Here is a 21,900-nt window from a genome sequence, read left to right as displayed (position 1 = left end):
GATCGATCGCGCGGGTCTCGACAAGCGTACGATCTAAAAGCTTGGCGGCTTTGGCGTGCCCGAGCGCGTGCGCAGCACTACGTAGCGTCCCATACCGGGCGATGTAGAAATGCGCCGCAACTTGACCGTACTCAATGTTGATGAGATCGCGGTCGACGGCGTTCCTGTGCTTGGCTATTTCTGCTTCGTTGAGATCGCAGATGCCCTGCATGGCTGGATCTTTTTTGGGATCGGGCCTGATGCCGATTAGATCAAATACTTCGTCCAACCGCTTCTGCTGAACGATGTTCTGCTTGGATCCCGCCTCCAGCATCTGTTTGAGCTTTGGCAGCGTCGACGTCTTGTCGTTGCGTGCCGCCTGTGCCGCCCCCTGCCGATGCGCTTCGTGGAGCAGATGTAACCCGTCCTCGAAAAGTCGCCGGTTCCCTGACATCGTTTCACGCCTCGTGTTCGCCGTTCTTGGCTCAATGTCTGTTTGGCAGACCTGACCACTCGAGCCGTTCGGTTGATGTGAGCGACCATAATGGCCAACGCGGCGGGCGAACGCCGGGTCCAACTCAGGATTTCTTCGGCTCTGCGAGCGATAGTCCTGGCTTGTGGGGTTCACTCAGGGTCGACCTTTCCAACTATCTGGAACGGTTGTGAATGGCTCCGGCTGCGAGGTCCGTTTCGCCACAGGATCTGCCCCGCAGCGGAACGTCAGCATTCCACCCATTATAGACGGCCGCGGCCATTTTTATTTCTAAGTTTAATTTCAATTCAGGTGGGCAGAAACATCAGTTAATCGAATTCGAATTTATTGCATAGTGCATATGAAATATAAACTCGGTCTAATAACAACATAGCAATGTCGATCCATAACGCTCAATGAGCACAGCGTCTTAGCGCTCTAAATCACTTAATCAACATTTTATGATGTTTCGCCCGGGCGGGGCTCCTCGTCGAGATGCTCGCCCTTTGGTGCTCCTGGCTGCACGTCTCGCTCCTTGCAGTAGGAGGATACGCATGCTGTCCCTGATTGATGCCGCAACCCGGAAACTGCTCCTATCTAACGGCCGACAGCGAGACCGGGATCACTCTCCCGTGGTCAAGCTGTTTAATCCCATGGGGCCGGCGACCTGGTTGCCCTGCGAGCTTGATGCCGACGGTGACACCCTCTTCGGGCTCTGTGATCTTGGCGTCGGCGAGCCCGAGCTGGGTTATGTGAGTCTAGAAGAGCTCAAGAGGTCAGCGCGGGCCTCGCAATTGGCTTTGAACGCGATCTCTCGTTCCGGGGCACGCGGCCAATCTCCGTATATGCGCGTGCCGCGAGAGCAGCGGGCAGAATCATTGAGCCGAACAGCGGGAAAAACAATATAGTCATGCCACTGACGGCGCGCTGTGAACTCTGGGGGGGCCTATGTCGATCAAGCCCCCTGCTTCTTCACGGTTTGGGCGTGGTCCACTTTGTGGGCCGGGCCTTCCAGCAGTTGGCGTAGAATTCCTTGCGTTCCAACGTCTTGCTACTTTGATCGTCTGGCTTACGCATTCGAAGCCCATCACCCTTGTACATCTCAGCGATACGGACGTGCGCCTCTCGCATAGCGGTGGAACGACCACCACCAAAGTAACTATCGCGCTCGCCCACCAACTCCTTGAGATTGATATTCCAGCACTTCATCACAGTGCAGCCGCGTTTGATCGCCTCTGTCGCGAACAAGGTGTCCTCGCCGTGAATCGTGTATGAGGGGTCGGGCAAAACTTCGTGGCGCCCTGCTTTGCGAAAGTTCCGCACAATGAACATGCTGCCCTTGAGATCAGGGTTGCGTTCAAAAACATGATTTCTAGCGTACAGCTGCGGATCCGCCGCATACTTTACGTTGAAGCCTCCGCCGGGCTTGCCTGGATTGTTGGGAAAAAAGACATCGACTTCTGCATAGGCAGCCTGTCCGTTCTTTGCCATCTCGGGGAATAACCTCCAGGCGCTGTTGTGCTGTGCCTTTTCGTAGAGCACTGCATCATCGTCCATCATAATGCCCCAGTCGTAATCGCTCGTGTAAAACGCCTTGAGGCACTCGATACGATTGTGGATCAGCATCGCTCCCGGAACCAGTTTGACGGAACCGCCCAACTTTTGGGCCCGGGCCAGGCATCCGGCATAGTCAAGTTCGAAGGAGTCCAGATCCTTTTGGCCCCATCCGCTCAACCGAAAGTGCAATTGCACGTCCGTATTGTCTAACCAAGTTGTGATTTGCTGGGCAAAAGCTTTTCTACGCTTGCGCCATTTGTTGTCATCGGACGCGCGGAACGATGTGATAAAGGCACCAAATTGCTTGGTAACCTCCGTCGCCACTCCGTCAGCGGACGATGTATTTAGAGGGGGATTTGCTTTACTCAAGTCGCTGCTTGAATTGACTTCATTCGTCTCTTGGATGGCTTCATTGATAGGCATAATAGGAGGATCATCCACTGTGCTAGAAATCGGAAAAGATGCGACAAAATTATCATTTATGATCTTCGTAACTTTTTTCATTGCCTTCCTTTTCGTTGCAAAAATGCTGAACATCAATCGGATGATCCCCAGCATTACAAATCCAGCGCGAATTTTATTTGAACTGTAGATTTTCCGTTTAACGGAAATCGTCCAAGACGTTGCTCAGCAAGCCTTTGTTGTAAAACTGCAGCTGTTGCTTTCGATTGTCGAAATGCGAAATATTCTCAGTCTCAAACAGATGATGGATCGCCCGCACGCCCTCTTGGACGTGCCAGGGAACGAGAGATCCCATGCTCAGATCCATGTCGCAAAGAAGGTTTGCCTGCTCGATGGCGCTCAACTCCATGTAAGTTTCATGGTGACTGAGGAGATTGGAGCCTACGGAATCGAAGGCCGGAACGGCGGGACTACTGCCAGGCATGAAATCACCTAGCGTGCAGAGCCGACCAAGAGGGCTATCAAACGGAAAGCGGATGCTTCGATCCAGTTTCGCTCCACGTTGCGGGAAGGAGAACAAACGGAAGTCGAAGGCGTTATCGGAGCCGCTGTTGCCAGTCATACCCAGCTTCAACCCTAGGGTGACCTGCCCATAGGCTTGTGCGATCCTATACGCGCGGCTGCTATCGAAGGTGACTTCGAGATCGTCCCGTTTTAGATAGCCGTGCAATGCTCGCTTGAGCGCCGTGAGTAGCACAGCAACCCCGGGCTCGGTGGTGCCTAGCACGTGGATGTGCCGGATGTGATCCAGATAGCCGTCGTCGATAAGCTTCTTAATCGCCTTGCACCAAAACCAAAAATCCAGGCGGGTGTGGCCGCCCAACGCAATGCCCCACATGCGTCGGGTCTTCATCTCGGCTGCCCAAGCTCGAGCCTCCTGATGATTGCGCCCCTGGTACACAGCTAGAAGCCGGGTTCCCGCACGGGCATTGGCAATGGCGTAGTCCGTGTTGTCTAGGGTGGCATCAAGGCACTTACGAAAGGTCCAAACATTGGACTGTGCGTCGATAGCGCGAGTCGGCACGTCGACGGGAAGCCCCACATTGCAGTTGATCTCAATCCACTTGAGCGAGCGTTCGCGAAACGTCTGAAGCGCCTCCTTCACAGCTCCGCTGATTACGGAGAAACCGCCGCTATCGCCCAGTAGGAACGATGTGCTTGGGTCGCGAAGGCTCACCATTGTGGGCTTGGTGTCGTAAACCCCTTCCGCGGCTGTATAGAGGGCCCAGGGGTAGTGAAACAATCCGGCCGGATCGAGGAAGTCCAATTGGTGGGCGGCAAGACCGGCAGGAAGCGGTCGCTTATGTGCAGACGTAGGCTTGCGTGTAAATTGAGCGAATGTGCCATTGATGGCCGGTAGAAAGCGCGCGTAGTTGTTCGCACGCTGATGAAGCGCGATCATATCATTGTCCAGTCGATGGAATGAGTGATGGATGGGGAGCCTTTTAAAAGGCTCCCCTCAGTTGATTGCTAGATCTTGGCGGGTTCATTGTTCGGGGTTAGCGAAGCCCCCTTGGGCCATTTCTCATCAGCAATCTTGCGAACACCACTGTTCATTCGAACGCCATTGTCAGACAACGGGATGAACACTCGATAGGTAGAGCTCGTTGTACCAAATTCGAAGCAAACTCCGTCATCTCCGACGCGACATATCACACCGAGATTGACCTCGGGGTACACCGCGGCAAAGGCTTTGAGGAATGCCACGTAGTCGTCCAGGCGGACGGACACAGAGCTTGCTCCCTGAACATGATCGACCGCCATGCCGACCGGACGGGCGTCAGCCTCAACTCCACTAGACGTAAATCCTATTGCACCAATCGTAATGGTGACGTCCGGTGGCGGATTGGCCTTCCTTGTAGCGGTCTTCACGGCCTTAGCCGCGTTATCCGCGTACGGGCCGGCGTAGCCGTGGAACACCGCAGGCACAGCCTCGCAGTTGGCGCGAAATGTTATGTCCGGCCTCAGCTCCATGGGTAGAGGACCAGTGAGCCCCTGAAGCAGCACTCCAACTCTATCCTTGCCTACGGCGGGATCGCTGGCTACGCCGGTAAACAACATCAACTTGCCAACGCCGGTCACCCTCTCGGTAGCTTCTACGCCGACGTCAAAGACAACTCGGCGTTCCCTTGGCAAAATGTTTTCCTCCACGACCTTGCGCCTCTGGGTATCTAGCCGAGTATGCCCCTGAACCTTGGCACCCAGAATGATGTCGGGCACGAGCGGTCGTACCTCGACAACCACGCTGCTCTTGGCCATCAAAAGACTCCAAGTGATTTTTCCCTCTGGGTGAAACACCATCTGCGGTTCGTCATGCCGCCGGGGTGTCCGAGGACTGTGTGGGTCTGTTCCCGGTTGCGCGACGATTGATGTGACTTCAGCGATCACGCATCGCCCCATGTCCATCGCTTCCGCGAGCGCCTGAGTGCGAGGCAATGGCTTCGCCAGGTCGGCAACTGCCTTGGTGACCAGGTTCTCAGCTACCTCGCCCACCTCTTCGGTTGTGCCGTCGGGGCGCACGGCCTGGAGCACGACTTTGGGCGTAGCTCCGCCCATACCTTTCAGTAGAGACAGGCCGCGGGCATATAGAAACCTTCCCCTCTCTTCGGAGCTCAGCGCGATGGGTTGTGGCGACTGATCGTCGTCGGCAGCTTCCTTGCGCTCGAGAGCGTTAGTGCCACCCGCCTTCTCGATAACGCCCAACAGTTTGAGAACACTATCGCGGCTCAATGGCATGTCTTCGAGACTGAGCCCTTCCTCCCGAAGAGCCAGAAGCAAGCCGTCCCGCTGCGCGCAGAGCGAGTTCACTCGCTTGCTGTTATGCGTCTTGTTGACGGCATCGCCAACGTTTAGGCCGAAGATCGCCGAAGCGGCTGGCGCAAACACGTGGTTGCTACCAGGCTTCTTGAACTTGCCCTCTCCGAATGCGTCCGGGAACTGGTTGTTGGACGCATGCCGGAATGACAGCATGGCCATCGCGAGCATTGTCCAGTTGGCAAATCGTGACCGGTTGCCAGCGATCGCCACGACCGAGCCCATCGCGGTGATGGAGTTCTGCCAAGTGGCGCGGTCCGCGTCGGTGGGGTCGGCACCACCTTCGGGAACCTTGTCGTCGATCAGGTCCTGGTTGGCTGCGATCAACGCAGACAGAGAGGTCGTGTCAGTGATGATAGCGAGAGCAGGCGCGGGATCGGCAGCGTGCTGAGTGGGAACGGCAGTCATCGAAATCTCCAAACACAATCGATTGCCGCACTGCCAGGATTGGCAGCACGTCAAAACGGCCGCATACGCGCGGAAGTTTTGGTGGTTGGATGGACCTCGCGGCTCCGGGTGCGCAGCAAGCTGCCACCGCCAACCAATCGATTGCGTAGGCAAGAGAATCGGCCCGCGCAGTCGGGGGTATAGATATCACATCCTATAGAGTCGTCAAGCACTGTTTTTACGTATTATTGGACTGAAATCTGACTACTTGGCTTGGATTGGTTAACTGGCACCTTTCCGTTCAACGGAAAGGTGTTCTCTGTCGCCATAGAACTCAGGCTCTGCTCCCTCCGCCTCGCGTGCCGAGCCAGAGCTGCAGCCTTCATCTTGGCTTTGTGCTCAGCACTCTTGGGCTGGCCCTTAAGAGCCTTACCGATGGCTTGGCGTACTGATGGTGACTGGGTTGTTCCGGTCCTGGCTTTCCGGATCTTTTCGATGCTCTCGGGTCGATGGGTCTCACCCGGCTGCATATGGCACACCCGCCTGCTCTTCTTTCGAGTTTTGATCTCCATTGTTTGTGCATTGATGATGCCCGCTTTGAAAGCATCCTTGTTTTTCCATGTCAGCACATAACCGTCCTCGCTGGCCATAAACTCCCAAGCGTCCCTCATCAAAATCCGCTCTCGCAATCTTGCAAGCTGATATCGACTACTTTTCCAAATGGCGCAGTATTCCTCAAAACTGATGTCGAAAATGCGCCCCCGCCCCTCTTGATAGCTTTTGCTTGCTGCATATCTTTGATGCAAGAAAGCATTGACCCTCGTTTCAAATGCGATATTCACCATCGTTATTATCTCCTGTTTTTGGAACCATCAACTCATAGCCTTTGAAGAACCAGATTGTGGTCTGAGCCAGTAAAATCACTAGCATGGCAATAGGTTGGTTGTATGTATATTTATAGGAGGCAATACTGACCTAGATGGAAAGTAATAGATTACATCCATCTACTCCGTAGGAGTAGATAGACGCACTCAGATTGCTGCCAACTAGATCAGGCATAGCCGTCCTGACATACGACGTTTCGCGTCGTGCCTTGCTCGCTCTGCTCGCAAGCCACTCGCGAAGCCGTCGGACGTCCCGGCGCTCCGCTCCTCGTTCTGCTGGCGGTGCCATCAGACGAGGGCTGCTCGTGGCGCCACTTCGCTGTCGCTCCATGGGGCGCGCCACGAGCGGACTTCCAGTCTACCCATTTGGTTCTTGGGTTAATGGGCTGGGAAGGTTGTGCCGCGCCGCCGACGTGAGATGCAGTGCGCCCAAAATGCACGAAAACACGAAAATTTTGAGCGTGTTCTCAATGACTTATTTTCGTGATTTTCCCGAAACAGTGCCAGTGTAGGGAAATCCGCCAAGACTGTTCGCACGTCAATATGGCTACCACTATATGGCGCGGCCGTTAATCCACTCTAACCTCTGAGAAAGTCTTTGGTTGAACGGCAGGATCACGGCAGTAGCGTCCCGAGCATGAGGGCTGACGGAGCTCACATGTGAGGAGATGGAAATGAGTGTGTTGAAGACCCTCAAGCTGAGTGCCGCTGCTCCCACCGCATCGGCCAACGATCCACTGGGCCGTGCACGGGACAAGCTGCTGGCACAACTGGCAGACCAGCGGGACATGGTGAGCGCCTCGCTGGAAGGCCGCCTGTATGAGCCGCCCAGGATGCTGGCTCTGCGCAAGGATGCTTCGGGTCAGCGCGTGCGGGTTGAGGTCAACCGCCGCGTGCGCCGGGGCTGGTTTCAGGACCCGGCGGGCACCGTGCACTTCATCATGCGCGTGGGCGGCAAGCCACTGGAGCTGCAGCCGGGCAAAGCGGCGATCAGCATCGGCAGCCTGGACAAACTGCCGGGCACCCTTGAAGCGCTGATCACCGCCGTGCGCGCGGGGGAACTGGATCCGCAGATCAAGGAGGCGGCGGCGGCCCGCGGGCTCATGATGGCGGAGCGCCGCAAGCCCCGGGCAGCTTGATCGCTGCGAGAGGGACGGTGAACGGCACGGCTGATCATGCCGCTCACTGCGCCGTCTGCTACGTGGGAAGAGGACCCCGTACATACCCTCAAAAACTGCGTTCTACCGGTTTTTCTGAGCGTAATCTCAAGAGCTTAGGTAAGCCAATGTGGTCGCCAGCTACTCGCGCGCAGAACGTCAAAATCCAGCGACCGCGACGCTGCCAACGGCCTTCGCACCCCTCTGGCGACCACTCAGTGCGCGAGGCCCGCTGGTTTGGCGAGCTCTACGCGGAACCGGATGGCCTGATCGAACAGCGGGGCTTTCCGATATTGCCGATCACGCCGCCACGATGGGGCGCTCTCATCGCCCACCAACCGGGTTTCGAACAGACCCAGCCACGTCAGCGGTCGCAGCACCCGGCTTTCGAAGGCAAAGCCCGCGAAATCCGCCGGGCCGTGGTCCAGCGCGGGGTCCCAAACCGTACAGCTGCGCATCAGGTCCTCCCGCGCAACCCATTCCGGCGACATGACGGAAAGGCACCACAGCACGATGCCGATGTGGTTCTGCGGCCAGGCCTCCATGGGCACTCGGTCGAAATAGCCAAGGTTGACGCGCCAGAACATCGTCTCGAACAAGCAACGAAACAGATCACCGGCCTGCTCGTCATTGGCAAGCGCTGCACCAGCTTTGGTCACCAGCAGGCGCCGCTGCCGTTTGCGAAGCAGCTTGGCAGTTTGCGCGATGAGCCGGGTGGCCTCCACGGGCATCACGTCGATCTCGTTGAGCACCTTGTTCATCGAGAGCACCTGAGCCTTGTCATAGCCGGGCCAGGTCATGGCATCGAAAAGCGCGCGAACGTCGACGCGGCTCAGCGCACCAGTGGCGGTCAGCGTGAGGTTAGCGAGTGCCTGAGCCCGATCGAGCATCAGGCGCGTGATACCAACCAGTGGCGCGCCCATCACCTGATCCGGTGTGGCATCGACAGTGATCACCCCCGGCATTCCTCCGGCCAACAGCTCCAGCAGGGTATCCAAGCTGGATCGAGTGAGGAGACCCCAGACAGGGAATGGGTGAGCGTGGACATGAGCGAATATGTGCCATCGCCCCAGCGGTGATGGCCAGAGTTATCAGCCCTGCTCCAGGACGCTCGCCCACACGCTTGAAGGGCTCCCGGGCTGCTAGAGCGCTGAACCCGCGCCCCGCCGGTGCTGGGGCTTCCTGGGCGCGGGATGACAGCTGTCGCTGTGAGGGGAGGAGGCAGCACTCGGAGTGGGTTTGCCCAACTGATCCTCCAACGACGCGAGGATAAGGCATGCTCAGGCTCTGGCTCACGAGCACGGCCATCGGCACGCTCGCAGCTTGGTACTACGGCCTCGATCCATTCGCCCCCTACTTGTACGAGTTCATCATCCTCGGCGTGTTGGTGTTCGGCGCTGGCCTTCTCATCCTCGTGGCGGGTGTACTTCGCAGCTCGATCCTAATGCTGCTCGTCGTTGGGGCGCTCCCCCTGGCCATGGGTTACAGCGAATACATTCTTCAGGATGGGATCAAACCCAGCGGCGCCTTTCACCGCTACGGCGCGGATGCACCCGTGAACCTGGAGACCCGGATCGAAGGCTCTCACCTGTACGGGAGGATCACCAATCGGCATCCTCGAGATTGGCTGCGCCTGGCTATGGTCCGATGCACGCCAGTGTTCGCGAACGGTACCCCCAGCCAGAGGGTGCAGACGATCTCAGTGGGTGCCGGGGGATGGCTCGCCCCGGGTGAGGAGGTGGAGCAGCGGTTATTGAGCAGGTCCGGCATCCTGTGGGAGCCCGGCATGAGCTTGCCTCTCACCACCTGCGGCATCGATTCCGCGGAATTCTACGCGGATCCCAAATTCAAACCCTCGTTCACCTCCGCCAAGGACAAGGACAACCGCTACGTGTTTGAGGTCACCAACACGCGGCGGGACGCCAGCCTCACACGGGTGGGTTTTTCATGTTGGGTCCTGAACGCTGCGAGCGGCAGCAGTCCGCACAAGCAGGATCTCTGGGTGATCCCCTTGTATGCGGACGCCACCAGCTACATCGTACCGCCGGGGCAGCGCATCACCCTCTATAACACCGAATTTTTTGCTGGCCGCAGTATTACGAGCTGCGCTATCAAAGAGGTTCTGTGGACGCAATAATACCAAGTTATACTAAATAAAATTTCTGCCCTAAGCACAATTGCTACAACACGTCATCAAGGCAGACCCATAGGCCCCTTCTCAAGCTTGGTTGAACGGATCTGCAACGGTCCGCTCGCGGAGCGCGGCATTGAAGCGGACATCGCCCTTCCGCCCGCTTCCGACCCGTTGCAGAAGGTCGGAAGGTCCGCTCCCAGGCGCGTGAAGAAGTAGGGCTGTACGACTGGGGCGGGTGGAAGGCGATCGTGCCGCAATCGGCACCGGGAACGGAGAATTATCGAGATCGGTGATGGCGTAGAGTTGAAGGCCGCCGTCACCCATAAGGATTGATAGCTCTGCTCAGCCGTGCGAGGGCGACCCATGTCCGCCACGCCCACGCGCTGCATCGCTCTCACGAAAGAGCTAGAAGCCTACATCCGGGCCCAGGTCGCCTCGGGGCGTTACAGCAGCGCCAGCGAGGTCGTCCGCTCGGCTCTGCGCCTACAGATCGACCGTGAGGGCGCCATACTCAGCACCCCGCCTATGGGTGGGCGGTCGGCGACCGAGCGCGGTTCGGTCTGAAGCGTCATGTCCGCCATCGCTGATATCGTCCGTGATCCGGTCCGGCTCGCCGCGCTCGACGCCCACAACATCCTCGACACCGCGCCCGAGGAAGGCTTCGACGACATCGTGCAGCTGGCCACCCAGCTGTGCCAGACCCCGGTGGCCCTGGTCAGCCTCGTCGCGGCCGATCGGCAATGGTTCAAAGCCCGCGTCGGGTTTCCCCACTGCGAGACCGACCTCAATAGCTCGGTCTGCGCCCACGCCCTGGCCGAGCCGGACCTGCTCGTCATCCCGGATCTCACGGTTGATCCGCGCACCGAGGCGAACCCGCTCGTCACCGGCGATCCGTACATCCGGTTTTATGCCGGCGCGCCACTGCGCACCGCCGAGGGGCAGGTCATCGGCAGCCTGTGCGTCATCGACACCGCGCCGCGTCCGAGTGGTCTAACCGAGGCTCAGGCCAGCAACCTGAAGGCGCTCGCACGACAGGTGATGAGCCAGCTCGATCTCAGGCGGGCTGTGGCCGGCCGCGACGCGCTGCTGGCCGAACAGGCGGTGGTTCAGCATACCCGCGAGACGCTCCACCGCACGCAGATGGCAATCTCGGAAGCCGGGGGTGACCTCGACGCCATCCTGAAGATCCTCATCGACGGCGCCATGGAAGCCGTGTCCGAGGCTGACGGCGGGGCCGTCGAGCTCGTCGACGGCAAGGCGCTGGATTACCGGGCCGTTGCCGGCACCCTCAAAGCCTTCCGGGGTCAGCGCGTGCCGCTGGAGGGCAGCCTGTCCGGAGCCTGCTTCCAGTCCCGCAAGCCGTTGCTGGTGCCGGACGTGCGGGTCGACCTGCGCGTCAACCAGCTCCGGGCCGAGCGGATGAAGCTGCGCTCGTGCGTGACCGTGCCGGTATTCCGGGGGCGTAAGAGCATCGGTGTGCTGAAGCTGCAATCGAGCCGACCGGACGCCTTCACGGAGCGTCACCTGCAAGTCGCCCGGCTGTTCGCCGGTGCGGCCTCGGCTGGCCTGATCGAAGCCCGCGAGGCCGCCGCTCAGCGTGCCGTGCAGGCGAGCGAGAGCCGGTACCGGGCGGTGTTCGAGAGCGCCACCGACTACGCCATCATCGTGATCGACCTCGACGGGCATGTGATCGACTGGAACGAGGGCGCCACGCGCATCCTCGGTTGGACACCTGAGGACATCTGCGGCAAGCCCGCCGACGTGTTCTTCACGCCGGAGGACCGCGCCGCCGATATCCCCGCGCAGGAGATGCACAGCGCCCTGACCGAGGGCCGCGGCATCGACGAGCGCTGGCATCTGCGCAAGGGCGGTGAGCGGTTCTGGGCCGCCGGCGAGATGATGGCCGTGCGCGACGAGGCCGGCACGGCCATCGGCTTCGTCAAGATCCTGCGCGACCGCACCGACCAGCACTTGGCGGGACAGGCACTCGCGGAAGCGGAGGAGCGCCTACGTCAGGCGCAGGCGGCCGGCGGTGTCGGCCTGTTCACGATCGACTTGGCCGACAACGTTCTCACCCCGACCCCGGAGTTCTGTCGCCTCTACGGCTTGCCCGAGCGGGCGAGCTACCCGGCGACCGCGTTCGAGGGCCTGATCATCCCCGAGGACGCGCATCTCATCTCGACCGCGGAGACCCGGCGAGAGGGCGAGCCGCCTCGGGATGTCGAGTACCGTATCCGCCGTCCGGACACCGGCGAACTGCGTTGGATCGCCCGCAAGGGGGAAATCGAACGCGACCCCGCCGGGCGTCCGATGCGGTTCTCGGGCATAGCCCGTGACGTCACCGAACAGCGACAGGCGATCGACGCCCTGGCGCGCAGCGACGAGCGGTTCAGGACGATCTTGGACACGGTCGAGGCGGCCTTCGCCATCGTTCAGGTCAAGTTCGACGCCGATGATGAGCCGGTGGACTACCGCTTCGTCGAGGCCAATCCCGCTTTCGAGCGAGAGGCCGGGGTCAATCTGCGCGGGAAGTGGGTCACGGAGTTCGCCCCGGACCTGGAGCGCTTTTGGTTCGAGACCTACGGGCGGGTCGCCAAGACCAGAGAGCCCGCCAACTTCGAGAACTATGCCGAGGCATTTGGGCGCTGGTTCGAGGTCCGGGCTGTCCCGGTCGGTGATCCGGTCGAGCAGCAGATCGCAATCTTCTTCAACGACGTTACTGCCCGGCGCGTGGCGGAGGAGCGCCTGCGCGCCAGCGAGGCGCTCGCGCGTGAGAACGTGGAGCGCGTCCAACTCGCGCTTGCGGCCGGGGCGATCATCGGCACCTGGCACTGGGATTTGCCGACCGACCGCTTCACCATCGACGAGGCCTTCGCAAGTGCCTTCGGCCTGGATCCGGCGCTCGGCCGGGAAGGCATCCCGCTCGCTCAGATCGTCGCGACCGTCCACCCCGACGACCAGGCGGGGCTGGCCGAGGCGATCAACGAGGCCGTCGCGCGCGGCGGTGCCTACGCCCATCAGTATCGCACCCGGCGCGCGGACGGGAAATACTATTGGTTGGAAGCCAATGGTCGGGTCGACCATGGACCGGACGGTACGCCCCTGAGCTTCCCCGGCGTTCTTCTCGACGTCGAGGCGCGTCGCGCCGTCGAGGCCGAGCGCGACCGTGCCGCCGCGGATCTTCGCGCCCTCAACGAGACGCTGGAGCAGCACGTCGCCGAGCGCACGGCGGAGCTCATGAAGGCCGAGGAGCTGCTCCGCCAGTCGCAGAAGATGGAAGCGGTCGGCCAGCTCACGGGTGGGCTGGCGCACGACTTCAACAACCTGCTCGCCGGCATCTCCGGGAGCCTGGAGTTGATGCAGACCCGGATGAGCCAAGGGCGGCTGAACGATCTCGACCGCTACATGACGGTGGCCCAGGGCGCGGCCAAGCGCGCCGCCGCGCTCACCCACCGTCTACTCGCCTTCTCGCGCCGCCAGACGCTCGACCCCAAGCCCACCAACGTGAACCGACTGGTGCTGGAGATGGAAGAGCTAATCCGACGCACCATCGGGCCGCAGATCGCGCTGGAGGTGGTCGGCGCCGCGGGGCTGTGGCCCACGTTGATCGACCCGGGCCAGCTTGAGAACGCGCTGCTGAACTTGTGTATCAACGCCCGCGACGCGATGCCGGACGGTGGGCGCATTACCATTGAGATCTCCAACAAGTGGCTGGATCGACCGGCCGCGATCAAGCACGAGATCCCGGAAGGGCAGTACCTGTCGCTGTGCGTGACTGACACCGGCACCGGCATGCCGCCGGAGGTGATCGCCAAGGTGTTCGAGCCGTTCTTCACGACCAAGCCGCTGGGCGAGGGCACGGGCCTCGGCCTGTCGATGATCTACGGCTTCGCCCGGCAGTCGGGCGGCCAGGTGCGGATCTACTCGGAGGTCGGCCTTGGCACGACCGTGTGCCTGTATTTGCCGCGGCACTACGGGGAGACCGACGAGGATGACGCCGTTGGCATGCTCGCGGAGGTGGCGCGTGCCAAAGACGGTGAGACGGTACTCATCGTCGACGATGAGCCATCCGTTCGCATGTTGGTCACCGAGGTCTTGGAGGATCTCGGTTACACGGCGATCGAGGCGGCCGACAGCGTCGCCGGGCTGAAGGTCCTGCAATCGGACGTGCGCATCGACCTACTCGTCACCGACGTCGGTCTGCCAGGCGGCATGAACGGGCGGCAGATGGCGGATGCGGGCCGCGAGCGGCGACCTGACCTCAAAGTGCTGTTCATCACCGGCTACGCGGAGAACGCGTTTCTCGGCAACGGGCACCTGGAGCCCGGCATGCAGGTGCTGACCAAGCCGTTCGCGATGGAAGCGCTCGCCTCGCGGATCAAGGATCTCATCCACGCACCGTGAGCACACCAAGGATCGTAGGCGGAACGTCCGCTTCCCGCTGAAAGGCCAAAGTCTGTTCCCCACCCTTCTCGGACCATCGCAAGGTCTTCTGGTGGGTGTCCGTGTGTTCACAATCGGAACCGATAAGTAAGAAATTTACATCCAGCCCGCAATCGAGATCGAATGTAAAAGATATACGATACTGAACGATTTACATTATTTCTATTGATCACCATATATTCACTGTGGTCAGCTCGTTTCAGGGCGCTGACGATTGAGGGACAGTGTGTGCTCTTGCCCGGAACGCAAGAGCACACGTGGCACCCCTCAAGCAGACCGACCTACGCAATCGCCTCCTGCGCGCGCTGCCGCCAGAGGACTTTGCTGCCCTGGCGCCTGCGCTTCGTCCCGAGGTGATACCCCTCAAGCGAGTGCTCATCTCGGCCAACACGCAGATCAGGACCGTCCACTTCGTGGAGGCGGGCATCGTCTCCGTCACCTCCGATGCGCCCAGCGGTCGCGTCGAGATTGGATTGCTCGGCCATGAGGCCCTGGTTGGTGCCGCTCCGGTCTTGCTCGGCGACGATCGCAGCCCGTTTACCCACTTCGTGCAGGCAGCTGGGCACATATTGTCGGTCGATGTGTCCGACCTGCGCGCTGAAGTGGAGCGACGCCCCGCCCTGCGCGGTCTCCTGCACCGTTACATCCAGGCCCAAACTATCCAGACCGCGCAAACGGCGTTCGCAAACGCACGGGGCGGTACGCCAACCCGCCTCGCCCGCTGGCTGCTGATGTGCGACGATCGGGTTGAGGGCGATGAGATCACGGTCACGCAGGAGTTCATGTCGCTGATGCTGGGCGTAGAACGGCCTGGCGTGACGATTGCGATGCAGTCGCTGGTGAAGGATGGCCTCGTCGCCACGCGCCGGGGCTGCGTCCAAATCATCGACCGTGAACGCCTGCTTGACCTGGCGGGGGACAGCTACGGCTTGGCCGAGATCGAGTACGCCCGACTGATCGAGGGGAGCGCCGACCCGGAGGCGCAGTAGCCCGAACTATCATCACGTTGTGGACGAGATTGAATGTCCGCTCTCGGGCTTTGTGCTAACCACTGCTTTCCACCCCAAGCCGAAGTTGCCGGATGGCTGACGAACGGTCCCTTTGGAGGAGTGCCGTCAGCGCTTCGCGCGGCTGGCATCGTCGGACAGCAGTCATGCAAGCTCGTCGCAGGCTCCCGGGACAGCATATTTCAGAGATAGCGCACCGTTAGCGCAGCTGTCCAAGATCGCCTTCCAATCAATGGCTTAGCGCTACTCTAGATCTATCATAACCTACTGCTCCGGCGACGCTGTCACCTTCTGCAACGGCAAGGATCCGGACAGCCCCGAGATGGACGCCTGCTTCAAGGCGAACTTGGACAAGATCTCGGAGAACTGCCGGCGCGCGATCACGGCTTACAAAGGCGGTGGGGGCAAGTAGCACCTCCATCGTGCTTATGAGATAGAAGCCGGCGCTGCAGGCGCTTGGCCATAGGAGCAGATGAGGGTGATCACGGGTCCCCAGCTCCGCGCAGCACGCGTGGCACTCGGCTGGAGACAGCAGGTCTTGGCTACCAGAGCAAAGGTCCCGCTGGGTGTGGTGGAGCGGGCTGAGAGCAGCCCCGGTGAGCCGGCCGTCACGATCGCGCAGCTGAACGCTCTGATGCAGACACTGCGCGCTGCGGGTGCCAGCTTCCCGGTGGCTGGCCCTGATGAAAACGTCAGCGACGCTCCGCCGTGAGCCGCTTCAGAGGCTGATGCTAGGGGAGTAGTCCGGTCCACTTCGCAATCACGAGTGCGACGAGGCCCACGACCGTCGCGGCGATGAAGCTGGAGAAACCGACGGCGGGCCTTTCCTTCGAGCGCATGGTCACGCCGGTGAGAGCACCGCAATGGGCGCAGATCCTGGCAGATTGATTGATGTGCCTGCCGCATGTCCGGCACGTCGAGTACAGCATCGGACCGCCCTATCGGCCTGAGCAGCGAGAGGGTGAGATAGGGCGCGAGGTAGCAAAATCCGCATCTACATTTGGATGGACTGCCGCTTGCAGAGACCTCCGCAGATGCGGAGGACTAGCGCGTGCGTCTCGATCTCGACAAGCAGGGTGGTTGGCGGATCAAACCTGCAGAACTGGCTCGCCGGCTTGGTGTAGAAGAATGGATACTGCGAAGGCAGGTCGCTCTCGATCGCATCGATAGCCGTCTCGATCGTGGATATGGCCGTGATGAAGGCCGCTCGCGGGTGACGATCACCGGCGACAAATTTGGCTGGCAGGGCATCTTTGGCGCCGATGGCCAGCTACTGACCGAATTCCGTTGGGAGCCTCGGCCCAGCGCCATGGCTGTCAACAGGCGCGAGGCTCTGCGGGACGTCGAGGCTGACCGGCACGGCAGCAAGGAGAGTACAGCTAACCTGAAGAGCGCCTGACCCTTCCCGTTCCGGGACCCTAGCCGGTCCTAGTCGTAGTGCTTCGACTAACTGTTCCCCGGCATCCTGTAACCCGTGCCGCGTTGCGTATCGGCTCCGCCGCAGGACCTGATAGCCCCGCCATCCCATGATCAGATCGGGCGGCGGGGCAGCAACGTTCGGATCAGGCTGCCTTGCGAGCTTTCCGACCACGCCCGGCCATAACGCTGGGCTGGCCGAGCCCGAACGACTTGGCGAGGGCGGAACGCCACTCGGCGTAGCTCGGTGCAACCATCGGGTAATCGGCAGGCAGGCCGTAGCGCTCGCGGTAGCCCTGCGGGCTCAGGCCGTTGGCTGTCAGGTGCCGCTTCAAGGTCTTGTAGGTCTTGCCATCGATGAAGCTGACGATCCCCTCCTGCTGGACCGACTTGCGGATCTGGGCCGGGCTCGGCCTTTGCACATCGGCGTCCATGACGACGGCATCGGGAACGCCGCCTAAGGTTAGCCCTGAAACTGTGCGTCGCACGCTGTGAATGAGCCCCGGAAGTCCGGCTACCGGCACAGAGTTGTTCGAGATGTACGCGGCGACGATGTCCGCGGTTAAGGTGACGATATCGCTAGGGCGATCGAATTTTGTATTTTCTTTCATGATTGAACCTGATAATTTTCGCTTTGCTGACGCTGATCATGATTATTAAATTCGGGACCGATTAATAAATCAAATCTGCGTCAGGCTGACGGCAATCTTCCACCGTAAGATGTACAGATCAGTGTGAACGATGCCGCTCACGCTTCACTGTGCGGATTTACCGGCACCTGCTTCCGCTGCGATCGGGGTGCTCTCCAACAAGACCCGGATCATCTCGGAGCGGTCTTCGAGCATCGTGGCAGGCGGCTCCCCCACCAGCGCTTTCCAGCCCGCGATGAATTCAGAGCGCGACATCTGGGTCAGCGTGTCCTCGGGCTGGGGAACCGGCTCGGTCGGTATGATGCGTTCGCTGCTCATGAGAGGGGTACGCACACCGCCCCACGCATGTTTCGACGCGCTAGGGTCAGGGTAAAGAAGTCGTTGCCTTGATCGCGGCGGCGGGGCCGAGGTGGTCAGGGCTTTACCAGCAGAACGTTCACGGCCTTGGCGAGGACGTGGACGGTGTCACCCTCCTTGAGGTTCAACTCCTCCACCGAGTCGATCGTCATCACCGAGGACATCCGGTAGCTCGTACCGACCAGTTCGACCTCGACCTGGGCCATCACGCCGCCGCGCTTGATCGCCGTCACGGTGGCAAGGATGTCGTTGCGGGCACCGTGCTTCATAGATCGTCACTTACGAGGTTGAGGTTACGCTCGCCCTATCGTCTCGAAACGGGACTAGTCTAGCGCTATCAAAGGAAGCCCAGTCAGAGCCCGATTTCCTCACGAAATCGTATGGGCTGTGCCTGGATCTATAGCTCGCAATCAGAGTTGGGCAACACAATGAGGCTCAGGCCTTTAGCCATCCAATAAGGTATGTCGTGTGACTAAGATCGTTCTGGCTGCAGCTCTCGCCGCGCTTTGCACTACAACCGTGCTCGCCCAGGCTGTCATCGAGACGCCGACCAGCACTACGGTCATCGTGCCGCCCGGTGCGCCTGGAGTGGTCACGCGCCAGCCCGGCTCGACCGGCGATGAGCCTGCCGCAACCTATTCGCCGACCGGACGCGCCGCCGATGGCATCGCCACCGACTCGGCCGCCGCGGGCAATGAAGGTCAGCCCTCTCGGATGGGATCGACGGGTAGCGGTGGCGGAAAGTGATAGTTCAGGCACAGGCATGGACCAGGCTTTGCTCCAAGCAATCCTGAGTTCGTTTCTGAGACCACGAACCATCTCAGCCCGCCCGGTTCGCCGGAGCGGGCTTTTTTGTTGGCTTTGTCTCGGCGTTCAAGCTGGAAGGATGTGGAGCATCGCGCCGATCGCCCCGAGCGTCCCCATACCGATCAGCCCCGCGGCGATGTACACTCGCATCCAACTTTGGTTGGCCGTCTCCGAAAAGCGACCTTCTTCAAGGTAATCAGACCAATCGACCACGGGTCCTCATCGGTTTGCGCAACCAGAGGGCGTGCTCCTATGCCAGTGCTACGACGTTGAGATGACCTTGGCCGTGTCGTGTGAGTTCGCTTAGCAAGCCTACTGCAAGTTCACTGAGCGTCCTCGTGGCTCTCAAACCGCACCTCGGTTCGAAGTCGCCTCAGAATATATGCCGAAGGATGAAGAACAGTGTTCCGGCGATCAGCATCGCCGCCGGCAGGGTCATGATCCAGGCGAGGGCCATGTTACGCACCGTGGCCAGCTGCAGGCCCGAGCCATTGGCCGCCATCGTCCCGGCGACGCCCGACGACAGGATATGCGTGGTCGAGACCGGCAGGCCGTAGAGTTCGGCCAGCCCGATCGTGCCCGCAGCGACGATCTCGGCGGAGGCGCCCTGGGCGTAGGTCAGGTGGGTCTTGCCAATCTTCTCGCCCACCGTGACGACGATGCGCTTCCACCCGACCATGGTGCCGAGGCCGAGCGCCAGGGCGACGCAGACCTTCACCCAGCTCGGGATGTAGCGGGTGCCGTCGTTGAGCAGCTCGGTGTAGCCCTTGAGGGTCTTGGTGTCCGCCTCTGACAGGGTTGCTCCGGACTTCGGCAGCAGGCGGATCGCGTCGGAGGCGAGGTACATGTCATTGCGCACGTTCGAGGTCGCCCCCGCCGGGACCTGCTGCAGCGAGCCGTAATTCTTCACCGAGGCCGCGATGTCGGTCGAGAGTGCGGCCAGGGCTCCGAACACCTCCGGCTTGTTGAGCTCTTTCGCCTTCAGGGCGTCGGCTACGGTCTTGCGGGCCTGGGCAGCATCGGGACGCGCGCCTCCACCGGCATGGCCCGCGAACACACCGCTGGCGGCCTCGGAGGTCTGGACGAAGGCGGGGGTCGCATCGGCATTCATGGTGCGGTTGAGCGCGTAAGCCGTGGGGGCAGCGCCGATCAGGATCAGCATGATCAGGCCCATGCCCTTCTGGCCGTCATTGCCGCCGTGGAAGAACGACACCAGGGTGCAGGTCAGGATCAAGAGGCCGCGGATCCACGCCGGGGGCGGGGCGTCGCCCTTGGGCGCCTCGTACAGGTCCTTGCGCCGGACCGTGAACTTGAGGGCAAGGAGGAGCAAGGCGGCTGCCACGAAGCCGCAGATCGGGCTGAAGGCGAGCGCCTTGAACACGCCGAGCGCCTGGGTCCAGTCGACACCGGAGGTGCCGTCCTGGCCGCCCATGAGCTGATTGGCGAGGCCGACGCCAAGGACCGAACCGATCAGGGCGTGGGAGGACGAGTTCGGCAGGCCGAATGCCCAGGTCCCGAGGTTCCAGATGATAGCCGCGATGAGCAGCGCGAAAATCATGGCATAGCCGGCCCCCGAGCCGACCTGCAGGATCAACTCGACTGGCAGCAGGGTGACGATGGCGTAGGCCACCGCGCCCGACGAGAGCATCACCCCCAGGAAGTTGAAGGTCCCGGACCAGATCACCGCCACCAACGGCGGCATCGAGTGGGTGTAGATCACGGTCGCCACCGCGTTGGCGGTATCGTGGAACCCGTTCACGAACTCGAAGCCAAGGGCGATCAGCAGGGCGAGGCCGAGGAGGACGAAGGCGCTCAGCGCCAAGGGCTCCTGGTGGACGGCGTTCATGTCGGCGATCAGGCTGAAGACGGCGTAGCCAAGCCCAGCGACGAGCACGAGCAGGAAGGCGATAACGCCGCCGGGATGAATGCCGTGGTCGAGCCGGGGCTTTCCCGTCTGCGGTGAGGCGCTAGCCGTTAGACTGGGAGGTGCCGCGATGGCATCGGACATGGAGGCCTCCCAAAAGTGCTTGTAGCGCTAGGCTACGGCCTTATTGAGCCCACATGACGGTCCCGTGACAGTTCTGCATCAAGTAGCCGAGCTTTTTGGCGTCCAACATAGAACCGATAGATTGTATATGCTAGGTATTAAGTCGGATCACGCGCTGGCCAAACGCCGTGAGCACGTTTTTTTTCGAGAGTTTGAAAGATGGCTCAGCGCCGATCCCGTCCTGAGAGCACTGACTAAAAGCGCTGCAGCAGAGCGCCAGATCTGATCTTGCGGATCGCCCCGCATCCTAGAGCGTTTTCGGTTTGGGCTGAGTCGGCTTGGTGGGGTTCACGCGGCGCTGGGAGGCTGATTCACTCGGCCGGTCGACAGCCGGAGTGATGCATGGGCCGCCCCTACAGCTTGGACCTGCGCGAGCGGGTGGTGACCGCGGCTGCGGCAACCTCGCGCCGTCAGGCGGCCGCCCGCTTTGGGGTCGGCCAGGCAACCGCGATCCGCTGGATGGCGGCGCTCGCCGCGACTGGAACGGTGGCCGCCCGGCCGCAGGGGCGTGCCCGCCGCTCCAAGCTCGACCCGTACGAGACGTTCCTGCGTACGCTGATCGACGAGAAGGTTGACATCACCCTGGAGGAGATGCGCGCCCGGTTGCAGGACGAGCATGGCCTCACCGTCGGACTCGGCACGCTGTGGGCTTTCCTCGACGCGCGCGACCTAACGTACAAAAAAAGACGGCCCACGCCGCAGAGCAGGATCGGCTGGACGTGAAGGCCGCCCGGGAAGCGTGGTTCGAGAGCCAGCCCGATCTCGACCCGGACCGGCTGGTGTTCCTCGACGAGACGTGGACCGCCACCAACATGGCCCGCACCCGCGGGCGCTGTCCCCGCGGCCAGCGGCTGCGCTCCCCCGTCCCGCACGGTCATTGGAAGACCACGACCCTGGTGGCGGGCCTGCGCCTGTCCGGGATCGCCGCGCCGTTCGTGCTCGACGGGCCGATCAACCGCGATGCCTTCCAAGTCTACGTCGATCAGGTCCTGGTGCCCGAACTCGCACCCGGGGACATCGTGATCATGGACAATCTCGGCAGCCACAAAGGCCCGGCCGTGCGCGCGGCGATCGAGGCGGCGGGCGCGCGGCTCCTGTTCCTCCCGCCCTACTCGCCGGACTTCAATCCGATCGAGATGGCGTTCTCGAAGTTGAAGGCGGGGCTGCGCAAGGCTGCCGAGCGCACGCGCGAAGGGCTCTGGACAACAATCGGGCGGCTCGCCGATGCCGTCACGCCCGACGAGGCCGCAAACTTCTTCGTCGCAGCAGGATACGACCCCGATTAAACCGAAACCGCTCTAGCGCAGATTTGAACAGGGTGGAGGGG

18 protein-coding genes and 1 pseudogene are annotated in these 21,900 nt (G+C 61.2%); 9 read left to right on the top strand and 10 right to left on the bottom strand.

Annotation, left to right across the window (positions count from 1 at the left end; translation table 11 throughout):
• The coding region (locus tag BM228_RS24730) for a DUF892 family protein (protein ID WP_092044755.1) at positions 1–433 on the bottom strand (433 nt) is incomplete at its 3' end.
• Between the two features lie 479 nt (positions 434–912).
• On the opposite strand from BM228_RS24730, the pseudogene BM228_RS36135 reads away from it, so the two are divergent.
• Positions 913–1,478, top strand: a pseudogene (locus BM228_RS36135) (DUF2958 domain-containing protein).
• Here BM228_RS36135 and BM228_RS34015 read toward each other — a convergent pair.
• From BM228_RS34015 to BM228_RS34010, 4 genes are all read right to left on the bottom strand, one after another.
• Positions 1,424–2,566 (bottom strand): hypothetical protein, encoded by a 1,143-nt coding sequence (locus BM228_RS34015; protein WP_139234185.1) that lies wholly within the window; start codon positions 2,564–2,566, stop codon positions 1,424–1,426. The pseudogene BM228_RS36135 and the gene BM228_RS34015 sit on opposite strands and share 55 nt — an antisense overlap.
• A 43-nt stretch (positions 2,567–2,609) precedes the next feature.
• Positions 2,610–3,872, bottom strand: coding sequence for a hypothetical protein (locus BM228_RS24715; RefSeq protein WP_139234184.1), 1,263 nt, complete (start codon positions 3,870–3,872; stop codon positions 2,610–2,612).
• A 68-nt stretch (positions 3,873–3,940) separates the two neighbouring features.
• Positions 3,941–5,692, bottom strand: coding sequence for a hypothetical protein (locus BM228_RS24710; RefSeq protein WP_092044750.1), 1,752 nt, complete (start codon positions 5,690–5,692; stop codon positions 3,941–3,943).
• 224 nt (positions 5,693–5,916) lie between these two features.
• Positions 5,917–6,516 carry a hypothetical protein gene (locus BM228_RS34010; RefSeq protein ID WP_139234183.1) on the bottom strand — a complete coding sequence of 200 codons (600 nt, stop codon included), beginning with the start codon at positions 6,514–6,516 and terminating at the stop codon, positions 5,917–5,919.
• Positions 6,517–7,229: 713 nt separating this feature from the next.
• Here BM228_RS34010 and BM228_RS24705 point away from each other — a divergent pair.
• A complete protein-coding gene (locus BM228_RS24705) occupies positions 7,230–7,694 on the top strand; it encodes a DUF6641 family protein (RefSeq protein ID WP_092044749.1) in 465 nt (154 codons plus the stop codon).
• A gap of 233 nt (positions 7,695–7,927) precedes the next feature.
• Here BM228_RS24705 and BM228_RS24700 read toward each other — a convergent pair whose 3' ends face one another.
• Positions 7,928–8,710, bottom strand: a complete 783-nt coding sequence (locus tag BM228_RS24700) for a hypothetical protein (RefSeq protein ID WP_139234182.1) — start codon at positions 8,708–8,710, stop codon at positions 7,928–7,930.
• 278 nt (positions 8,711–8,988) lie between these two features.
• Between BM228_RS24700 and BM228_RS24695 the strand changes: the two genes are divergently transcribed.
• From BM228_RS24695 to BM228_RS34005, 5 genes are all read left to right on the top strand, one after another.
• Positions 8,989–9,849: a hypothetical protein gene (locus BM228_RS24695; protein WP_092044746.1), complete on the top strand. Its 861-nt coding sequence runs from the start codon at positions 8,989–8,991 to the stop codon at positions 9,847–9,849.
• Positions 9,850–10,209: 360 nt separating this feature from the next.
• Positions 10,210–10,410, top strand: a complete 201-nt coding sequence (locus tag BM228_RS35900) for a type II toxin-antitoxin system ParD family antitoxin (RefSeq protein WP_092044744.1) — start codon at positions 10,210–10,212, stop codon at positions 10,408–10,410.
• 6 nt (positions 10,411–10,416) lie between these two features.
• Positions 10,417–14,250, top strand: a complete 3,834-nt coding sequence (locus tag BM228_RS35510) for a PAS domain S-box protein (RefSeq protein WP_092044743.1) — start codon at positions 10,417–10,419, stop codon at positions 14,248–14,250.
• A gap of 296 nt (positions 14,251–14,546) precedes the next feature.
• Complete coding sequence (locus BM228_RS24680) at positions 14,547–15,278, top strand: Crp/Fnr family transcriptional regulator (protein WP_092044741.1); 732 nt, start codon at positions 14,547–14,549, stop codon at positions 15,276–15,278.
• Positions 15,279–16,347: 1,069 nt separating this feature from the next.
• A complete protein-coding gene (locus tag BM228_RS34005) occupies positions 16,348–16,695 on the top strand; it encodes a DUF6522 family protein (RefSeq protein WP_139234181.1) in 348 nt (115 codons plus the stop codon).
• Positions 16,696–16,858: 163 nt separating this feature from the next.
• Here the strand turns inward: BM228_RS34005 and BM228_RS24655 are convergent, their stop codons facing one another.
• The 3 genes from BM228_RS24655 to BM228_RS24645 form a co-directional block, all read right to left on the bottom strand.
• Complete coding sequence (locus tag BM228_RS24655; protein WP_092044735.1) at positions 16,859–17,323, bottom strand: Ros/MucR family transcriptional regulator; 465 nt, start codon at positions 17,321–17,323, stop codon at positions 16,859–16,861.
• Between the two features lie 144 nt (positions 17,324–17,467).
• Positions 17,468–17,680: a hypothetical protein gene (locus BM228_RS24650; protein ID WP_092044733.1), complete on the bottom strand. Its 213-nt coding sequence runs from the start codon at positions 17,678–17,680 to the stop codon at positions 17,468–17,470.
• A 95-nt stretch (positions 17,681–17,775) separates the two neighbouring features.
• Positions 17,776–17,988, bottom strand: coding sequence for a TOBE domain-containing protein (locus BM228_RS24645; protein ID WP_092044732.1), 213 nt, complete (start codon positions 17,986–17,988; stop codon positions 17,776–17,778).
• 199 nt (positions 17,989–18,187) lie between these two features.
• On the opposite strand from BM228_RS24645, the gene BM228_RS24640 reads away from it, so the two are divergent.
• Positions 18,188–18,466: a hypothetical protein gene (locus BM228_RS24640; protein ID WP_092044731.1), complete on the top strand. Its 279-nt coding sequence runs from the start codon at positions 18,188–18,190 to the stop codon at positions 18,464–18,466.
• Positions 18,467–18,899: 433 nt separating this feature from the next.
• On the opposite strand, the gene BM228_RS24635 is transcribed toward BM228_RS24640, so the two are convergent.
• Complete coding sequence (locus tag BM228_RS24635) at positions 18,900–20,534, bottom strand: inorganic phosphate transporter (protein ID WP_092044729.1); 1,635 nt, start codon at positions 20,532–20,534, stop codon at positions 18,900–18,902.
• Positions 20,535–20,915: 381 nt separating this feature from the next.
• On the opposite strand from BM228_RS24635, the gene BM228_RS24630 reads away from it, so the two are divergent.
• Positions 20,916–21,859, top strand: a protein-coding gene (locus BM228_RS24630) for an IS630 family transposase (RefSeq protein WP_092044728.1) whose coding sequence is annotated in 2 segments (ribosomal slippage) — positions 20,916–21,252 and positions 21,252–21,859 — 945 coding nt in all. Because the reading frame shifts where the segments join, the coding sequence is not laid out codon by codon here.
• Positions 21,860–21,900 lie beyond the last annotated feature (41 nt).

This window comes from Methylobacterium pseudosasicola, assembly GCF_900114535.1.
Lineage (GTDB): Bacteria > Pseudomonadota > Alphaproteobacteria > Rhizobiales > Beijerinckiaceae > Methylobacterium > Methylobacterium pseudosasicola.
Note: the sequence above shows the minus strand (reverse complement) of the source record. Positions and strands in the feature narration are given on the sequence as shown.